This is a genomic window from Streptosporangium sp. NPDC006007 (assembly GCF_040614315.1).
Classification (GTDB): Bacteria; Actinomycetota; Actinomycetes; order Streptosporangiales; family Streptosporangiaceae; genus Streptosporangium.
Genome location: NZ_JBEXUG010000013.1, coordinates 113,286 through 128,977, shown reverse-complemented (window position 1 = coordinate 128,977; position 15,692 = coordinate 113,286). Strand labels below are relative to the sequence as shown.

At 70.8% G+C, this 15,692-nt stretch carries 15 protein-coding genes; 9 read left to right on the top strand and 6 right to left on the bottom strand.

Translation table 11 applies throughout. The features are described 5' to 3' along the window. Positions 1–31 precede the first annotated feature (31 nt). Positions 32–823 (top strand): alpha/beta hydrolase, encoded by a 792-nt coding sequence (locus ABZ194_RS13425; RefSeq protein ID WP_355595689.1) that lies wholly within the window; start codon positions 32–34, stop codon positions 821–823. On the opposite strand, the gene ABZ194_RS13420 is transcribed toward ABZ194_RS13425, so the two are convergent. From ABZ194_RS13420 to mce, 3 genes are all read right to left on the bottom strand, one after another. After that, positions 783–1,919, bottom strand: a complete 1,137-nt coding sequence (locus ABZ194_RS13420; RefSeq protein WP_355595687.1) for an AI-2E family transporter — start codon at positions 1,917–1,919, stop codon at positions 783–785. The two genes, ABZ194_RS13425 and ABZ194_RS13420, sit on opposite strands and share 41 nt — an antisense overlap. Before the next feature lie 141 nt (positions 1,920–2,060). Next, positions 2,061–3,344 (bottom strand): DivIVA domain-containing protein, encoded by a 1,284-nt coding sequence (locus tag ABZ194_RS13415; RefSeq protein ID WP_355595685.1) that lies wholly within the window; start codon positions 3,342–3,344, stop codon positions 2,061–2,063. A gap of 197 nt (positions 3,345–3,541) precedes the next feature. Next, on the bottom strand, positions 3,542–3,964 hold the full coding sequence (gene mce, locus ABZ194_RS13410; protein ID WP_355595760.1) for a methylmalonyl-CoA epimerase: 423 nt from the start codon (positions 3,962–3,964) through the stop codon (positions 3,542–3,544). An 85-nt stretch (positions 3,965–4,049) separates the two neighbouring features. Here mce and ABZ194_RS13405 point away from each other — a divergent pair, with 85 nt between their 5' ends. Both ABZ194_RS13405 and meaB read left to right on the top strand, forming a co-directional pair. Continuing rightward, positions 4,050–5,237, top strand: a complete 1,188-nt coding sequence (locus ABZ194_RS13405; RefSeq protein WP_355595683.1) for an acetyl-CoA C-acetyltransferase — start codon at positions 4,050–4,052, stop codon at positions 5,235–5,237. A gap of 2 nt (positions 5,238–5,239) precedes the next feature. Continuing rightward, on the top strand, positions 5,240–6,223 hold the full coding sequence (meaB, locus tag ABZ194_RS13400; RefSeq protein WP_355595681.1) for a methylmalonyl Co-A mutase-associated GTPase MeaB: 984 nt from the start codon (positions 5,240–5,242) through the stop codon (positions 6,221–6,223). 9 nt (positions 6,224–6,232) lie between these two features. Here the strand turns inward: meaB and ABZ194_RS13395 are convergent, their stop codons facing one another. Together ABZ194_RS13395 and ABZ194_RS13390 are read right to left on the bottom strand one after the other, a co-directional pair. Then, a complete protein-coding gene (locus ABZ194_RS13395; protein WP_355595679.1) occupies positions 6,233–6,907 on the bottom strand; it encodes a DUF4230 domain-containing protein in 675 nt (224 codons plus the stop codon). A 55-nt stretch (positions 6,908–6,962) separates the two neighbouring features. Then, complete coding sequence (locus ABZ194_RS13390) at positions 6,963–8,369, bottom strand: hypothetical protein (RefSeq protein ID WP_355595677.1); 1,407 nt, start codon at positions 8,367–8,369, stop codon at positions 6,963–6,965. Between the two features lie 316 nt (positions 8,370–8,685). Here ABZ194_RS13390 and ABZ194_RS13385 point away from each other — a divergent pair, with 316 nt between their 5' ends. The 4 genes from ABZ194_RS13385 (at position 8,686) to ABZ194_RS13370 (ending at position 13,743) form a co-directional block, all read left to right on the top strand. Continuing rightward, positions 8,686–9,195, top strand: a complete 510-nt coding sequence (locus ABZ194_RS13385) for a MarR family transcriptional regulator (RefSeq protein ID WP_355595675.1) — start codon at positions 8,686–8,688, stop codon at positions 9,193–9,195. Positions 9,196–9,308: 113 nt separating this feature from the next. Next, on the top strand, positions 9,309–10,976 hold the full coding sequence (locus tag ABZ194_RS13380) for a methylmalonyl-CoA mutase family protein (protein ID WP_355595673.1): 1,668 nt from the start codon (positions 9,309–9,311) through the stop codon (positions 10,974–10,976). A 65-nt stretch (positions 10,977–11,041) separates the two neighbouring features. Next, a complete protein-coding gene (locus ABZ194_RS13375; protein ID WP_355595671.1) occupies positions 11,042–11,974 on the top strand; it encodes a tetratricopeptide repeat protein in 933 nt (310 codons plus the stop codon). 356 nt (positions 11,975–12,330) lie between these two features. Further along, the gene (locus tag ABZ194_RS13370; RefSeq protein WP_355595669.1) at positions 12,331–13,743 is read left to right on the top strand and encodes an NAD-dependent malic enzyme; all 1,413 of its coding nucleotides are present in this window, start codon (positions 12,331–12,333) and stop codon (positions 13,741–13,743) included. A gap of 15 nt (positions 13,744–13,758) precedes the next feature. Here ABZ194_RS13370 and ABZ194_RS13365 read toward each other — a convergent pair whose 3' ends face one another. Next, positions 13,759–14,454 carry a hypothetical protein gene (locus tag ABZ194_RS13365; RefSeq protein ID WP_355595667.1) on the bottom strand — a complete coding sequence of 232 codons (696 nt, stop codon included), beginning with the start codon at positions 14,452–14,454 and terminating at the stop codon, positions 13,759–13,761. Between the two features lie 133 nt (positions 14,455–14,587). Between ABZ194_RS13365 and ABZ194_RS13360 the strand changes: the two genes are divergently transcribed. Then, positions 14,588–15,166, top strand: coding sequence for a YqgE/AlgH family protein (locus ABZ194_RS13360; RefSeq protein ID WP_355595665.1), 579 nt, complete (start codon positions 14,588–14,590; stop codon positions 15,164–15,166). Between the two features lie 116 nt (positions 15,167–15,282). After that, on the top strand, positions 15,283–15,540 hold the full coding sequence (locus ABZ194_RS13355; RefSeq protein WP_355595663.1) for a DUF3039 domain-containing protein: 258 nt from the start codon (positions 15,283–15,285) through the stop codon (positions 15,538–15,540). Positions 15,541–15,692 lie beyond the last annotated feature (152 nt).

The window sequence follows — 15,692 nt, the reverse complement described above, 5'->3', positions numbered from 1 at the left end:
GGATCGCGGGGCCGGCGCTACCGTGGGCCGCGTGCACCTGTACACACGATCGGCGGGTGAAGGACTTCCGGTCGTTCTCCTTCATGCCTTCCCCCTGTCATCGGCCATGTGGCTGGCCCAGCGCGAGGGGCTGGCCGCGGTCTGCAAGGTCATCACCCCCGATCTGCGTGGTTTCGGCGGCTCGCCGCTCGGCGACGAGGAGCCCTCGCTCGACGTGATGGCCGACGACGTCGTGCGGCTCCTCGACCGTCAGGAGATCGACCGGGCCGTCGTCGGCGGTCAGTCGATGGGCGGATACGTGACGATGGCCCTCTGCCGCCGCCATCCCGACCGCCTGCTGGGGGTGATCCTCGCCGACACCAAGGCCGGCGCCGACGCCGAGCGGGCCAGGGCGGATCGCGAGCGCGTCGCCACGGCCGCGCTCGACGGCGGTCTCCCGGCCCTGGTGGGCGAGATGCTCCCGACCATGATCGGGGAGACCAGCATGCGGGACAGGGCGATGGTGGTCGGCCGGGTGCGCGGGCTGATCCAGTCGGCCCCGCCGCAGGCGGTGGCCTGGGCTCAGCGGGCCATGGCGGGCCGCCCCGACTCCTTCGCCACCCTGCGTGAGCTCACGGTGCCGGCGCTGGTGATCGTGGGGGAGGAGGACCGGATCTCCCCGCCCGGCGACGCCGAGGCGATGGCCGAGGCCGTGCCGGACGGCAGGCTGACCGTGATCGAGCAGGCGGGGCACCTGAGCGCGATCGAGCGGCCCGAGGCGTTCAACCGCGCGGTGGCCGGCTTCACAGCCGAGCTTGCCGGGGGATCACCACCTCGCGGATGAGCAGTGCGATCGCCGCGGCCACCGGGATGGCCAGCAGCGCTCCCACGATGCCCAGCAGCGCGCCGCCGAAGAGCGCGGCGATCACGGTGACCGCCGGCGCCACGTCCACCGAGCGCTTCATGACGCGAGGGTAGATCAGGTAGTTCTCGACCTGCTGGTAGATCACGAAGAAGATCGCGCAGGCGACGCCGAGCGTCCCCGACTGCAGCAGCGCCACCACGCTCACCAGCACCGCGCCGATCGTCGCCCCGACCAGCGGGATCAGGTCGGTGACCGCCACCACCAGGGCGAGGGCCAGCGCGTACTGGACGTCCAGAACGGCGAGGAACACCCAGGTGACCACACCTGCGATCACCGAGATCAGCAGGTTCCCGGCCACGTAGCCGCCGATGCCGTCGAGAATCTCGTCGCCGAGCGCCCTGGAGCGTTCCCGCCGGCTGTTCGGGACGAGCCTGAAGAGGTAGTCCTTGATCGAGGGCAGCGAGCCGAGAAAGTACAGCGTCAGCACCAGCAGCGTGACACCGGAGAAGAAGGCGTTGAACACCACGGCCCCCGCGCCGACCAGACCTCCCGCGACGGTCTGGGCCAGGCCGCCGCTGGTGATGTAGTCGCCGACCCTGGTGAGGATCTGGTAGTCGCTGTCCAGTTCCCGGAGGGTCGGATTGGTGAGCAGTTCCTGGACGTAGCCTGGGACGGCACCGACGAAGGACGCGATCTCGCGGCTCACCGGCGGGACGATCGCCAGCCCGAAGAGCACGAAGAACAGGATCACCGCGCCGAAGACGATCGAGATGGCCCCGCGGCGGGGCATCCGGCGCCGCTGCAACGCCTCGACGGCAGGGTTGAGCCCCACGGCGAGGAACATCGCCACCACGACCAGCACGATCACGCTGCGCGAGGTGACCAGGGCCTGAGCCAGCGTCCAGGCGGTCAGCAGCCCCATTCCGGCGGTCAGGCCGATCAGGAACGGGTTCCTGGCCAGGGGCTTGCCCGGCTTGCCGTACGGCGCGACGGTCTCGCCGGGGCTCTCCGGTCTGAGGTGAGGCTCCAGGGCGGGCACGCCGGTGACGACGGCTGCCTGGGGTGTTTCGGGCACGACTTGCTCCTGGCGGTGGGGGGTGCGCAGAGCCGCGTGGCACGGCGGGGAGACGGAAAGAAGAGCCCGGCGACCCCGTCAAGGTCGCCAGGCTCTCCCGTAGCCGTCGACAACGCCTCGGAAAGCCTCGGAAAAGAGGTGTTACTCCTGCCACCATTCGGCGTCGTCGTCCTTGGACGGCGCCTTGGCCGCTCCGGCCGGGACCGGCTTCTCCATGCCGTTGGAGGCGGGGATGGCCGGCTTGGGCGGAGCGGCGGTGATCGCCGGCTCGGGGTCCGGGGCCGGGAGCGGCGCACCGCCGAGCAGCTGGCGCAGCTGCGCGAGGTGGCTGGTGATGCTGTCACGCTGGCGGGTCAGCTCGTCGACCTGGCGCTGGGCGACCGAGCGACTCCGCTCGGCCTCGGACTTGGCCTCGGAGACGATCGACTCGGCGCTCGACTTCGCGTCGGCCACCAGCTGGTCGGCGTTCTTGCGCGCGTTGGCGAGCAGCTGCTTGGCGTGGGTGTCGGCCTCGCGGCGGGTCTGCTCGGCCTGCTGGGTGGCCTTGGTGGCGCGCTGTTCGGCGGTGGCCGCGCGCTGCTCGGCCTCGGAGACCAGCTTCTGGGTGTTGGCCTGCGCGGTGGCGTGGCGCTCGGCCTCCTGGCGCTCGGCCTCCTCGCGGCGAGAGGCGAGCTGGATCTCGAACTCGGCCTCGTCCTGGGCGCGCTTGGCCTCGGACTCCTCCAGAACCCGCTGTGCCTGGGCGCGCATCTCGTCGGCCTGGCGCTTGGCGGTGGTGAGGATCTCGTCGCGCTCGCGCTTGGTCGAGGCGCGCAGCTGGGCGACCTCGCGCTCGGTGGTGGTGCGCAGCTTGGCGATCTCGCGCTCGGCGTCGGCGCGCTTCTCGGCCACCTCGTGGTCGGCGGTGGCCCGCAGCTTGGCGACCTCGCGCTCGGTGGTGGCGGTCAGCTCGTCCGACTCGCGGCGGGCGGTCGAGCGGATCTCCTCGGCGTCACGCTCCGCGGTGGTGCGCATGTCGTCGGCCTCGCGGGTGGCGAGGGCGCGCTTCTCGGCCGCCTCGTTCTCGGCGGCGGCACGCAGGTCCGCCGCCTCGACCTTGGAGGCGGCCTTGATCTCGTTCGCCTCGGCCCTGGCGGCCTGGACCAGCTCGGTGGCCTGTTCCTCGGCGAGACGGAGTAGTTGCTCGATCCGGGCCCCTAGGCCGGAATAGGTCGGACGCTCCTGCTCCTGCAGCTGACGCTGGGAGTCGGACAGATCCCGCTGCAAGCTTTGGAGCTGCTCCCGGGCCTGGCGCAGTTCGTTGTCGATCTGCTTGAGATGGTCGTGGACCTGGTGCCGGTCATAGCCACGGAGCACCACGTCGAATTCCCGAGCGGGAGCGTCTTCAAAGAAATTGTTGAGCTGGGCGTCGATGTCGGACTGCATGGAGGCTCGATCCTGGGTTGTCGAGACGGCTACACGGGCCGGACGGGGGATTTCGGACATCCGAGGCGGGAGCCGTGGCGGGATCCACGTCCGGTGGTAGGCCAGCGTACTCTGGTGTTGCCGCGTTGTCGGTCCCCTCCGGCTTTCTGCGCGACTTGTTACGTATGAACGTTTCTTATGTTTGACATGGGACCTCTTTAGCGATCCGGGGCCTGTACCAACTCGGTCAGCATTCCCCCCACGTCCTTGGGGTGCAGGAACGCGATGGAGGACCCCATCGTGCCGTGCCGTGGCGCCTCGTCGAGCAACCTGACCCCCTTGCCGCCGATCTCCCGCATCGCCTCCGCGACATCCGGAACGCCGAACGCCACATGGTGCACCCCCTCCCCGCGCTTGGCCAGGAATTTGCCGACCGGCGTGTCGGGGCCGAGCGGTTCGAGGAGCTGGATGTAGGACCCGCCGCCGTTGCCGTCCGCTATGTGGAGCATGGCCTCCTTGACGCCCTGCTCCTCGTTCACCTCCCGCGCCACCACCGTGAGCTCGAAGACCTGTGCGAAGAGCGCGATCCTCTCCTCCAGGTCGTGGCATGCGATTCCCACATGATCGATGCGCATGAACATATGGCCGTCCTCCATGGCGATGCGTCGGGCACTCATGGGTATGGTGGCAAAGTCGTCCCACGCCTTGTTCAGGGAGGCCCCTGTTATGTCTGGTTCCGTCATCGTCGCAGGGGCTCGAACCCCCATAGGACGGCTGCTCGGTTCGCTGTCCGGCCTGTCGGCCACCGAGCTCGGCGGTATCGCCATCAAGGCCGCGCTGGAGCGCTCAGGCGTCGCCCCCGAGGCGGTGCAGTACGTGATCATGGGGCAGGTGCTTCAGGCCGGATCGGGTCAGATGCCCTCCCGTCAGGCGGCCGTCAGGGCCGGCATCCCGATGACCGTGCCGTCACTGACCGTCAACAAGGTCTGCCTGTCCGGGCTGGACGCCATCGCCCTGGCCGACCAGCTCATCCGGGCCGGCGAGTTCGACGTCGTGGTCGCGGGCGGCATGGAGTCCATGTCGAACGCCCCGCACCTGCTGCCCGGCCTGCGCGGGGGAGTGAAGTACGGCGACGCCGGCATCGTGGACTCGATGGCCCTGGACGGTCTCACCGACGCCTACGACCAGGTCTCCATGGGCGAGTCCACCGAGCGGCACAACGCGCGCCTCGGCCTGACCCGCGCCGAACAGGACGCCTTCTCCGCCCGCTCCCACGAGCTCGCCGCCGCCGCGACCAAGAACGGCCTGTTCGACGACGAGATCGTTCCGGTGCCGATCCCGCAGCGCAAGGGGGATCCGGTGATCTTCGCGGCCGACGAGGGAGTGCGGCCCGACACCACGGTGGAGACCCTGGCGCGGCTGCGGCCCGCGTTCAGCCAGGACGGCACGATCACCGCGGGGTCCGCCTCGCAGATCTCCGACGGCGCCTGCGCGGTGGTCGTGATGTCCAAGGCCAGGGCCGAGGAGCTGGGCGTCGAGTGGCTGGCGGAGATCGGCGCGCACGGCAACGTGGCGGGGCCGGACAACTCGCTCCAGTCCCAGCCCGCCAACGCCGTCAAGCAGGCCCTCGTCAAGCAGGGGCTCTCGGTCGGCGACCTCGACCTTCTGGAGATCAACGAGGCCTTCGCCCAGGTTGTCCTCCAGTCGGCCAAGGAACTCGGCGTCCCGCTCGACAAGGTCAACGTCAACGGCGGCGGCATCGCCGTCGGTCACCCGATCGGCGCCTCCGGCGCCCGCATCGTGCTGGCCCTCGCCCACGAGCTCAGGCGCCGGGGCGGCGGGCTCGGCGCCGCCGGCCTGTGCGGTGGCGGCGGTCAGGGCGACGCCCTGATCATCCGCGTCCCAGCGGTGTGACCGTGGACGGCGCCGGCCAGGGCACGCGGGAGGGGCGGTCCGCCGGGGGGGAGGTCTCCGGCCTGGTCGCGCGGGCGCGGGCCGGACAGCCCCGCGCGGTGGCCAGGTTGATCTCCCTGGTGGAGAACGGCTCGCCCCTGCTCAGGCAGATCATGGCCGAGCTCTGCGCCGGCCGCCCGGGGCGGGCCCGGATCATCGGGCTCACCGGTTCCCCGGGCGTGGGCAAGTCCACCTCCACCGGCATGCTGGTCCAGGCGTTCCGCAAGCGGGGGCTGAAGGTCGGTGTGCTCGCCGTGGACCCGTCCTCGCCGTTCACCGGCGGGGCGCTGCTCGGCGACCGGGTGCGGATGCAGGACCACGCCACCGATCCGGAGGTGTTCATCCGGTCGATGGCCAGCCGCGGTCACCTGGGCGGCCTGTCCTGGGCGACCCCCCAGGCGGTGCGTGTCCTGGAGGCCGCCGGGTGCGAGGTCATCCTGGTCGAGACCGTCGGGGTCGGCCAGGCCGAGGTGGACATCGCCTCGCTGGCGGACACCACCGTCGTGCTGCTCGCGCCGGGCATGGGCGACGGCGTCCAGGCGGCCAAGGCGGGCATCCTGGAGATCGCGGACGTGTTCGTGGTCAACAAGGCCGATCGCGACGGCGCCCAGGCCGCGGTCCGCGAGCTCCGCAACATGATCGCCCTGGCTCGGCGGGAGTGGAGGCCACCGATCGTGCCGACCGTCGCCTACCGGGGTGAGGGGGCCGAGGACGTGGTCGACGCCCTCGACGCCCACCTGGCCTACCTGGAGGGGTCCGGTGAGCTCGGCCGCCGCCGCCACGCCAGGGCGCGGGACGAGATCGAGGCGATCGCGCTGACCGCTCTCCGCTCCCGCTTCGCCCACCTGCACGGCGATCGGCGGCTCGACGCCCTGGCCGACCGCGTGCTGGAGGGCGGTTTCGACCCCTACCGGGCCGCCGACGAGCTGCTGGCGGCCACTCGGTGATCGTCCGGCTCAGGGCCGGTCGGCGAACGTGACGGTCACCTTGTCGAAGCCGAGGCCGCTCAACATGCCCTGGAGCATGGCCTTGGTGTTCTGGTCGGCCCGGTTGAGCAGGTCGCTCGCCTGCGCCGCTTCGGCGATCTTCTTCTCCGCCAGCACGTAGAGCTCCCGCTGGTCGCCGGGGGACGAGGAGAGGAAGTCCTCGACCCGGTCGAGGAGGCCGCGCTGCTGGGCGTAGACGTAGGAGCGCCCGTTGTCGAGGTTGGGCTTCTCCAACCGGGCGCGGGGCAGCCGCACCGTGACCTCCTCGCGGTCGGGCGAGACGGTCAGCGCACCCGCGGTGAGGCCGCCGAAGTCGACGTAGGCGTCCACCCCGCCCGCGCCGACGAAGAGGGTCCGGCTGCCCTTGACGGCGTCCGGCAGGAAGGCGGCGTCCTTCTCCAGATCCACGATGACCTGGAAGTTGCCGGTGGCCGCCTCGAAGCGGCTGAGGTTGTGGATCGACTCAAGCAGCACGGGCTGGCTGCGGTCGATCGCGGTCTCGCCGAACGGGTCCAGCCACGACCAGGCCAGGCGGGCGCCCACCGCGAGGAGGACCAGGACGACGAGGAGCCCGGCGAGCAGGCGCCGGCCTCGCCGGCGAGGCGCCGGCGCCGCCTCGGGCGGCGCTTCCAGAGGGGCTTTCACAGCGGTCTCCTTCCCTCGGGGGCCGTGTTCTCACGTCGAGAGTATGCCGATCTTGTCAGCCTCGCCGAGACGCCTTCCCGTGCTGTTCTCCGCCTCGTTCTCCGCCGGGCACCCGTTTTCTGACGGAGGGCGCGTCCGAGGCCGCGGAGGGGACGGTGCCGGGCATCGGAAGGGACGGGACCGCCTGCCACGCCTGATCCGCCGCCTCCTGACCTGTCTGCCCGGTGTGAACCGCCTGCCCGCCGAAGTAATCGCTCTGTAGCCGGCAGTCCACGAAGTCGGCGTAGTGCGCCTGGAGCCACTCGCGCCGCTGGGTCTCGGTGAGACCGGAGAACCACGCGGCGGCGTACTGGTGCTCGGGGAGCGGTCCTCCGGGCAGCGGCTTGCCGCGCAGCCACGCGGACACGATGTCGCGGTAGCCGCCGGCCGGGGTGCCGTCGCACTCCTGGGCCAGGCTCTCGACGAACTCGTCGGCCGCCTCGTCGGCGAATCCCCTGGACAGGTCGTCCACGTGGATCGGGATCGCGCCCGACGGAAGGGTGAGGTCGTCGCTGCGGGGGTGCTGTTCCAGCCGGGAGAACTCGCCGGGCGTCCCGGCCAGCCGGGATGCGATCTTGACGAACGCGGAGCCCAGCTCGGGCAGCCCGGTGCGCATCCCCGGATGTACGCAGACCGTGATCGGCCACTCCTGGCAGCTGTAGACGACCCGCTGGGCCGAGATGTTCCGCGGCTCGGTGAGCAGCCGGGCCATCCCGGTCCCGGCGGCCAGTACCGCCAGCAGCGCCCCGGCCAGCACGAGCGCCTGGCGCGTCACGAGCGCGGCCCAGCCGAGCAGCAGCGTGGCGCTGACGCCCAGCAGCCAGAGTGTCTGGTCGGTGAAGGCGGCCGAGCTCAGCCCCTGGAACACGTCGTACGGCTCCCGCGTGGCGGGGGCGAGCCGGTCGGCCCAGGTCGCCCCCTGGGCCAGCCAGGTGAACAGCCCGTAGCAGCCGAGCCCGGCCAGCACCGGGGTGATCGTCCACGGCAGCAGCCAGCCGGTCACCCAGCCGATGGTGACGTACAGCGCCAGGCCGGCCACCCCCATCACCAGGCCGCTGGGCAGCAGCCGTCCCACCTGTTCGGTGAGTATGGTCCTGATCACCAGGACCACCACCGTCGCGGTGAAGGAGCCCACGACCATCACCAGGATGGCCAGGGGCGCGCGCACCGCCTGCCACGTGGTCAGCGACCGTCCGCCGATCCCGCGCCGCCTGCGCACCGCCACCCAGGCGGCGAACGCGGCGGCCACCGGCCCGGTGAGCCGCAGCGAGCCGATCACCGCGACGATGATGTTCTCCCACGCGCTTACGCCGGGAATGAGGACGCTCCACGCCGCGACCACACCGAGCACGAGCAGGACGGCAACCGCCACCAACGCGCTCTGCTGGAGTTCCTCGCGTGAAACGCCTCTGTGCTCACGCACCGGTGCGCGTGGCACGAGTCCACGCCGCATCGGTCGAGCCCGTGTCTCCGTGGCGTCCGAACGCCGTCGAGTTGTCGTTCATCAAGCACCCCCCGTGCTGTGAATGTGCGGTAGCCGGTCCCCTCGGCAACCGGTCCGGTCCGCATCCCCCGCAGCCCGGACTGAGCGCACGCGACCACTTGGCCACGCCCTCACCATTCGATGTGGGAACCATAACCGAGCGTGACGTTTGGCGCCCGGCTTCTTGGTGAAGCCGTCAATTCGGTGACTCTAGGTATACCGGCGAACCGGGACGAGGCCGCGCTACCGTAGCCCTGTGGCTACAGGTCAGCTGAATTTGCCGTTTGACCCCATCGAGCGCGCCGCGGAGACGTGGAGCGTTCACTTCGGGCAGTCCTCGGCCATGGCCGCCGTCACGTCGATCATGAGAGCGCACCAGATCCTGCTCTCGCAACTGGACACGCTACTTAAACCGTATGACTTGACCTTCGCTCGATACGAGGCCCTGGTCCTGCTCGTCTTCAGCAAGACGGGGGCGTTGCCGCTGTCCAGGATCGGCGAGCGCCTGATGGTGCACCCCACGAGTGTGACGAACACCGTGGACCGGCTGGAGCGTGCCGGGCTGGTCCGCCGCCGGCGCAACCCCCGCGACGGCCGGGGGGTGCTGGCGGAGATCACCGACCGGGGCCGGAGGACCGTGGCCGAGGCCACCGACGATCTCATGGGTGCCGGATTCGCCATGACCATGTACGGCGAGGCGGAGCTGGAGCAGATGTTCGGCCTGCTCAGGACCCTCCGGGTGGCGGCGGGGGACTTCGAGGACTGATCACCCCACAGGGTGCGTCCCTGATTATCCTGGCCAAAAATTAGTAGGACGTCCTAGTATATTTCCAGGGCCGCGCGCTTCGCGTGCAGCCGAGCCGTACAAGGGAGATGGCTATGGACGCCGAGGAGATCGAGGCGGGGAGGGCGCGCTGGCAGGCGCGTTTCGACAGGGCCGCCAAGCGTGATTCCGAGTTCCGGACGCTCTCCGGCCTTGACGTGGCGCCGGTCTACGGGCCCGCCGGTGACGATCCGCGCTTCGAACGGATCGGCTGGCCCGGGGAGTTCCCCTTCACCCGGGGCCTGCACCCCACCGGTTACCGGGGCAAGGCGTGGACCATCCGGCAGTTCGCCGGGTTCGGCAACGCCCGGCAGACCAACGAGCGCTACAAGATGATCCTGGGCGCGGGCGGCGGCGGGCTGAGCGTGGCCTTCGACATGCCGACGCTCATGGGCCGCGACTCCGACGACCCGCGCTCGCTGGGCGAGGTCGGCCACTGCGGGGTGGCGATCGACTCCGCGCTGGACATGGACCTGCTCTTCGAGGGCATCCCGCTCGGAGACATCACCACCTCGATGACGATCAGCGGCCCGGCCGTCCCGGTCTTCTGCATGTACGTCGTCGCCGCCGAGCGTCAGGGGGTGCCGGTCGGGAAGCTCAACGGGACGTTGCAGACCGACATCTTCAAGGAGTACATCGCGCAGAAGGAGTGGCTGTTCGCCCCCGAGCCGCACCTGCGGCTGATCGGCGACCTGATGGAGTTCTGCGCCGCCGACATCCCGGCCTACAAGCCGCTCAGCGTGTCCGGCTACCACATTCGCGAGGCGGGGGCCACGGCCGCGCAGGAGCTGGCGTTCACCCTGGCCGACGGCTTCGGCTACGTGGAGCTCGGCCTCTCGCGCGGCCTGGACGTCGACGTCTTCGCCCCCGGGCTGTCCTTCTTCTTCGACGCGCACATCGACTTCTTCGAGGAGATCGCCAAGTTCCGGGCCGCCCGGCGGATCTGGGCCCGATGGCTGCGCGACGTCTACGGCGCCAGGACCGACAAGGCTCAGTGGCTGCGCTTCCACACCCAGACGGCGGGGGTGTCGCTGACCGCGCAGCAGCCGTACAACAACGTGGTGCGCACCGCGATCGAGGCGCTCGCCGCCGTGCTCGGCGGCACCAACTCGCTGCACACCAACGCGCTGGACGAGGTCTTGGCGCTGCCGTCGGAGAAGGCCGCCGAGATCGCGCTCCGCACCCAGCAGGTGATCATGGAGGAGACCGAGGTCGTCAACGTGGCCGATCCGCTCGGCGGGGCCTGGTACGTGGAGGCCCTGACCGACCGTATCGAGGCCGAGGCCGAGACGATCTTCACGAAGATCCGGGACATGGGCACGGACGGGTCGATGACCTCGGGGATCCTGCGCGGCATCGAGGACGGCTGGTTCATGTCCGAGATCGCCGAGGCCGCCTTCGACTACCAGCGCAAGCTGGAGAAGGGCGAGAAGCGGATCGTCGGGGTGAACTGCCACGTCGCCTCCATCGACGAGCCGCTGGAGATCCTCCGGGTCAGCCACGAGGTCGAGCGTGAGCAGAACCGCGTCCTCGCCGAGCGCCGCGCCGGTCGCGACGGGCGGGCCGTGGACGCCGCGCTGGCCGTCATGGTCCAGGTCGCCAGGGGAGAGGGCAACCTGATCCCGTCCATGCTCGACGCGGTCCGCGCCGAGGCCACCCTCGGCGAGATCTGCGACGCCCTGCGCGATGTGTGGGGCGTCTACACCGAGCCCGCCCGCTTCTAGGATCCGCCTCCGCCGATCTGGCACGCGGAGTCCGCGCAGCCGCCGGGATACGGCAGGATTGGAGTATGAGCCCAGCGGACTTCAATCGAGCAGGATCGCTCTACGGCGCCGTCGACCTCGGCGCGCGTAAGCAGGCGCTAGAGGCACAGGCGCGGCGAGAGGCCACCGCCCAGGAGACCGGCGGCACTCCGGTGCCGGTCATCGATGTCGACGACGCCAACTTCGCGACCGAGGTCGTCGAGCGCTCCATGAACAGCCTCGTGCTGCTGGAACTCACGGTGACCCGTGCCGAGCAGGCGAGGGAGTACAGCCTGCTGCTGGAGAAACTGGCCGCGGAGAACGCGGGCCGGTGGCTCCTGGCCCGGGTGGACGTCGAGGTCAGCCAGCAGATCGCGCAGGCGCTCCGGGTGCAGAACGTGCCCGCCCTGTACGCCATCTTCCAGGGCCAGCCGGTGGCGGTCGTCCCCGGCATCGCCACCGAGGCGCAGCTGCGCGACTGGCTGTCGCAGCTCATGGAGGCCCTGGCCCAGTATCTCCCCCCGGTGCCCGAGGCCGCCGAGGCCGAGTCCCAGCCAGAGGAGCCCCCGACCGACCCGGACGTGCTCGCAGCCGAGCAGGCCGTCGACGCGGGTGATCTCGACGGCGCCGTGGCCGCCTACGAGCGGCTGCTGGCCCGTTCCCCGAACAACGAGGACGCCAAGGTGGGCCTGGCCGGGCTCGGCCTGATCCGGCGGACGCAGGACGTCGACCCCGCCGACGTGCAGGGCCGCCTGAGCGACCCCGCCGACATCGGCGCCCAGCTCCTGGCCGCCGACTTCGAGATGCTCTCCGGTGACGTGGACACGGCCTTCGACCGGCTCATCGGGGTGGTGCGGCGGACCTCGGGAGAGGAGCGGGACCGGGCCCGGCTGCACCTGCTGAGCCTCTTCGAGACGCTTCCCGCGGACGACCCGTCCGTCGTCAAGGCCCGCAGGAACCTGGCCGGCGCGCTCTTCTGACCGTCCGGCTCCCCGGGCGCGAGTCCTGAACGTCCAGGCTCCCGAGTCCGGGCGGGACGTTCGGGCCGCCGCCGGTGTCGTCGGCTCCGCTCTCGCGCGAAGCCGTCCGCGCGGCGGCGAGCGGGGCCCTGTCCCGCGCGGCCGGCTCCGCTCTCGCGCGAAGCCGGCGGCGCGGGCACGGACCCGTCTCCGTTCCCCGTCGCCACCTGGGCCTTCACCGCCGCCTCAGCCGTCGCGCGGAGCCGATTGTGAGCGTGGCCACAGCTCCAACTCGGCCGTACTCGGTACGGGCACCCGTCAGGTGATGGCACGATGGAGAGATTCAAACCAGGTCGGTTCCAAAGGAGCGGATGACTGTGGCCACCGTGCCTAGTGTGTCCTATTCCATCACTGTGCGCCTTGAGGTGCCCGCAGGTGGCAAGGCCGTCAGCCAGCTCACCCACGCCGTGGAGTCCGCCGGGGGTGTGGTCACCGCGCTCGACGTGACCACCGCCGGGCACGAAACCCTGCGCATCGACGTCACCTGCGCCGCGCGTGACACCGACCACGCCCAGGCGATCGTCGACAAGCTGGACGCCGTAGAGGGCGTCGTCATCCACAAGGTCTCCGACCGCACCTTCCTCATGCATCTCGGCGGCAAGATCGAGATGAGGTCGAAGGTGCCGCTGCGCAACCGCGACGAGCTGTCGATGGCCTACACGCCCGGCGTCGCCAGGGTCTCGATGGCCATCGCCCGCAACCCCGAGGACGCCCGCCGTCTGACCATCAAGCGCAACAGCGTCGCCGTCGTCACCGACGGCTCGGCCGTGCTGGGCCTGGGCAACATCGGCCCGGCCGCCGCGCTGCCCGTCATGGAGGGCAAGGCCGCGCTGTTCAAACGGTTCGCCGACATCGACGCCTGGCCCATCTGCCTGGACACCCAGGACGTGGATAAGATCGTCGAGATCGTCCGCTGCATCGCCCCCGGCTTCGGCGGCATCAACCTGGAGGACATCTCGGCGCCGCGCTGTTTCGAGGTGGAGCGGCGGCTGCGCGAGCTGCTGGACATCCCGGTCTTCCACGACGACCAGCACGGCACCGCGATCTGTGTGCTCGCCGCGCTCACCAACGCGCTGCGCGTGGTCGGCAAGGAGCTGGGCGAGGTCCAGATCACCCTCGCGGGTGCCGGCGCCGCGGGCACGGCCGTGCTCCGCCTGCTCCTCGCGGCCGGCGCCGGCAAGGTCGTGGTCTGCGACTACCTGGGCGCGGTGCACAGCGGGCGTGGCGACCTGGACGACTCGCTCCGGTGGATCGCCGAGCACACCAACGCCGAGGGATACGCCGGCGACCTGCGCGGGGCCGTCAAGGGCGCCGACGTGTTCATCGGCGTCTCCGCCCCCGCCATCCTCAGCGGGGACGACATCGCCACGATGGCCGAGGACGCGGTGGTCTTCGCGCTGGCCAACCCGGAGCCCGAGGTCTCCCCGGACGACGCCCGCGAGCACGCCGCCGTGGTCGCCACCGGCCGCTCGGACTATCCCAACCAGATCAACAACGTGCTGGCCTTCCCGGGGGTCTTCCGCGGCCTGCTCGACGCCCAGGCCAGCCTGGTCACCCAGGAGATGCTGCTGGCGGCGGCCCGGGCCCTGGCCGCCGTGGTCACCGCCGAGGAGCTCGGCCCGAACTACATCATCCCCAGCGTGTTCCACGCGGACGTGGCGGGTGCCGTCGCGGCGGCCGTGCGCGAGTCCGCGGGGGGCCGGGCGCGCACCGGCATGACCGAGGCGTAGCCGCCGCCCGGAAGGTCAGAGTTTCAGGCCGGGATAGCGGCGGGGGCCGTACGGTGAGCGGTCCGGGTCGATCGGATCCTCCGGGGCCCGGCGCGGCCAGACGGTGCCGTACCACCAGAGCAGGCCACCTGCGAGCACCACGGCTCCGGCTCCCGCGATCGTGGACACCAGGCCGGGCTGCCCGGTGACGGGGAGCAGCCCGCCGCCCTTGTCCGGGGAGGGGCCGGGTGGATGGCCGGCTCCGCCTGCGGACGGCTTCAGGTGGAGCGGCTTCGGGTGGGGCGGCTTCCGGGAGGACGGGTGGGAGGGGGGCGGCCCGCCGTGAGGGGGGCGCCGGCCCGCGCCCGCGTGCGAGGAGCCCGTCCCCTCGCACCATGACCTGACGGTGTGGTCGGCGGTGTCCTGCCCTTCGACCCGCACCGCGATCCGCGCCGAGTCGCCCGGTGCGACGCGGACCGCCACGACTCGCCTGCCCTTGGGGCCGATCCGGCCCTCGTGGACGACGCGGCCGTCGCGGTGGACGGTGAACCCCGCCTCGTGACCGAGGTTCTCTCCGGCGGAGAGGGCTACCGTGGCCCGGCCCGCCGGGCAGGAGACGGGGGAGACGGCGACGTCCACCCGGGCCGGTGAGCACGTGCCCGCCACGGCCAGGAAGGCGAGGACGAAGAAGAGCGCGGGTGTCATCAGCGTCAGGTGGCCCATCTGTCGCATATATCCCCCGATTGACGATCTTTATCACTTGGAGTGGCTATTTGACCACTTTAAGTAAGATAGCGAAAGGTCCCCAAGCTCTGTAACCGGGGTAGTGCAGCGCGACACGGGCTCCACCCCTCATGATGGAGGCATGGCGGAGGCGATCTACGTCGGTGGGCTCCTGGTGGCGACGCCGCGACTCGACGACCCCAACTTCCGGCGCAGCGTGGTCCTCGTCCTGGAGCATGATCTCGACGGTGGCACGCTGGGCGTGGTGCTCAACCGGCCCAGCGACATCTCGGTGACACAGGTGCTCCCCACCTGGGACAGCATGGTCACCGGTCCGCCCGTGCTCTTCCAGGGCGGCCCGGTGCAGACCGACAGCGCACTGGCCCTGGCGGTGGTCCCGAGCGGGCAGGAGCCGCTCGGCTGGCGGCGGCTGCATCCGGGCACCTCGGCGGTGTCCAGGCTCGGCACCGTCGACCTCGACGCCCCGCCGGAGATCCTCGCCGGGGAGATCGCCCAGATGCGGATCTTCGCGGGATACGCCGGATGGTCGGCCGGGCAGCTGGAGGCCGAGATCGGCGAGGGCGCGTGGTACGTCGTGGACTCCGAGCCCGGCGACACCTTCCACAACGATCCCGGCTCGCTCTGGCGCGCGGTGCTCCGTCGCCAGCGGGGTGAGCTCGCCTACGTGGCGACCTGTCCGGACGACCCCTCGATGAACTAGAGGCGGGTCAGGGAGGGGGCGGCGCGTCCCGGAGGAGCGGGGCGGGGGCGATCCCGTCCGGGGCGCGGTGAGCGCCGGATCCGCGAGCACGGTGGCGCGGGCATAAAATCACCAGGGTGAGCACGAAGATTCTCCCTGAGAGCGATGTCCGGCCGGACCTTTCGCACGGCGACGGCGACCACGAGCGGTTCGCCCACTATGTCGAGAAGAACAAGATCATGGAGAGCGCGTTCAGTGGCACCCCGGTGCGCGCGCTCTGCGGAAAGGTCTGGGTGCCGAACCGGGATCCGCAGAAGTTCCCCGTCTGTCCCGAGTGCAAGGAGATCTACGAAGGGCTGCCCAAGGGCGACGACGGCGACAACGGAAAGCAGTGACCACCCGCGGGGACAGCCGTTGAGTGTTGTTCATGGGTGATCGCCCTCGATGAGGTTACGGTCGGGATGTCGCCGGGAGGCGAAGGTCGACCAGTGCGTGTGACGTCTCGGGGGAGTGCATGGCTCGGCGTGCGATCGCCGCTGTTTCGGCG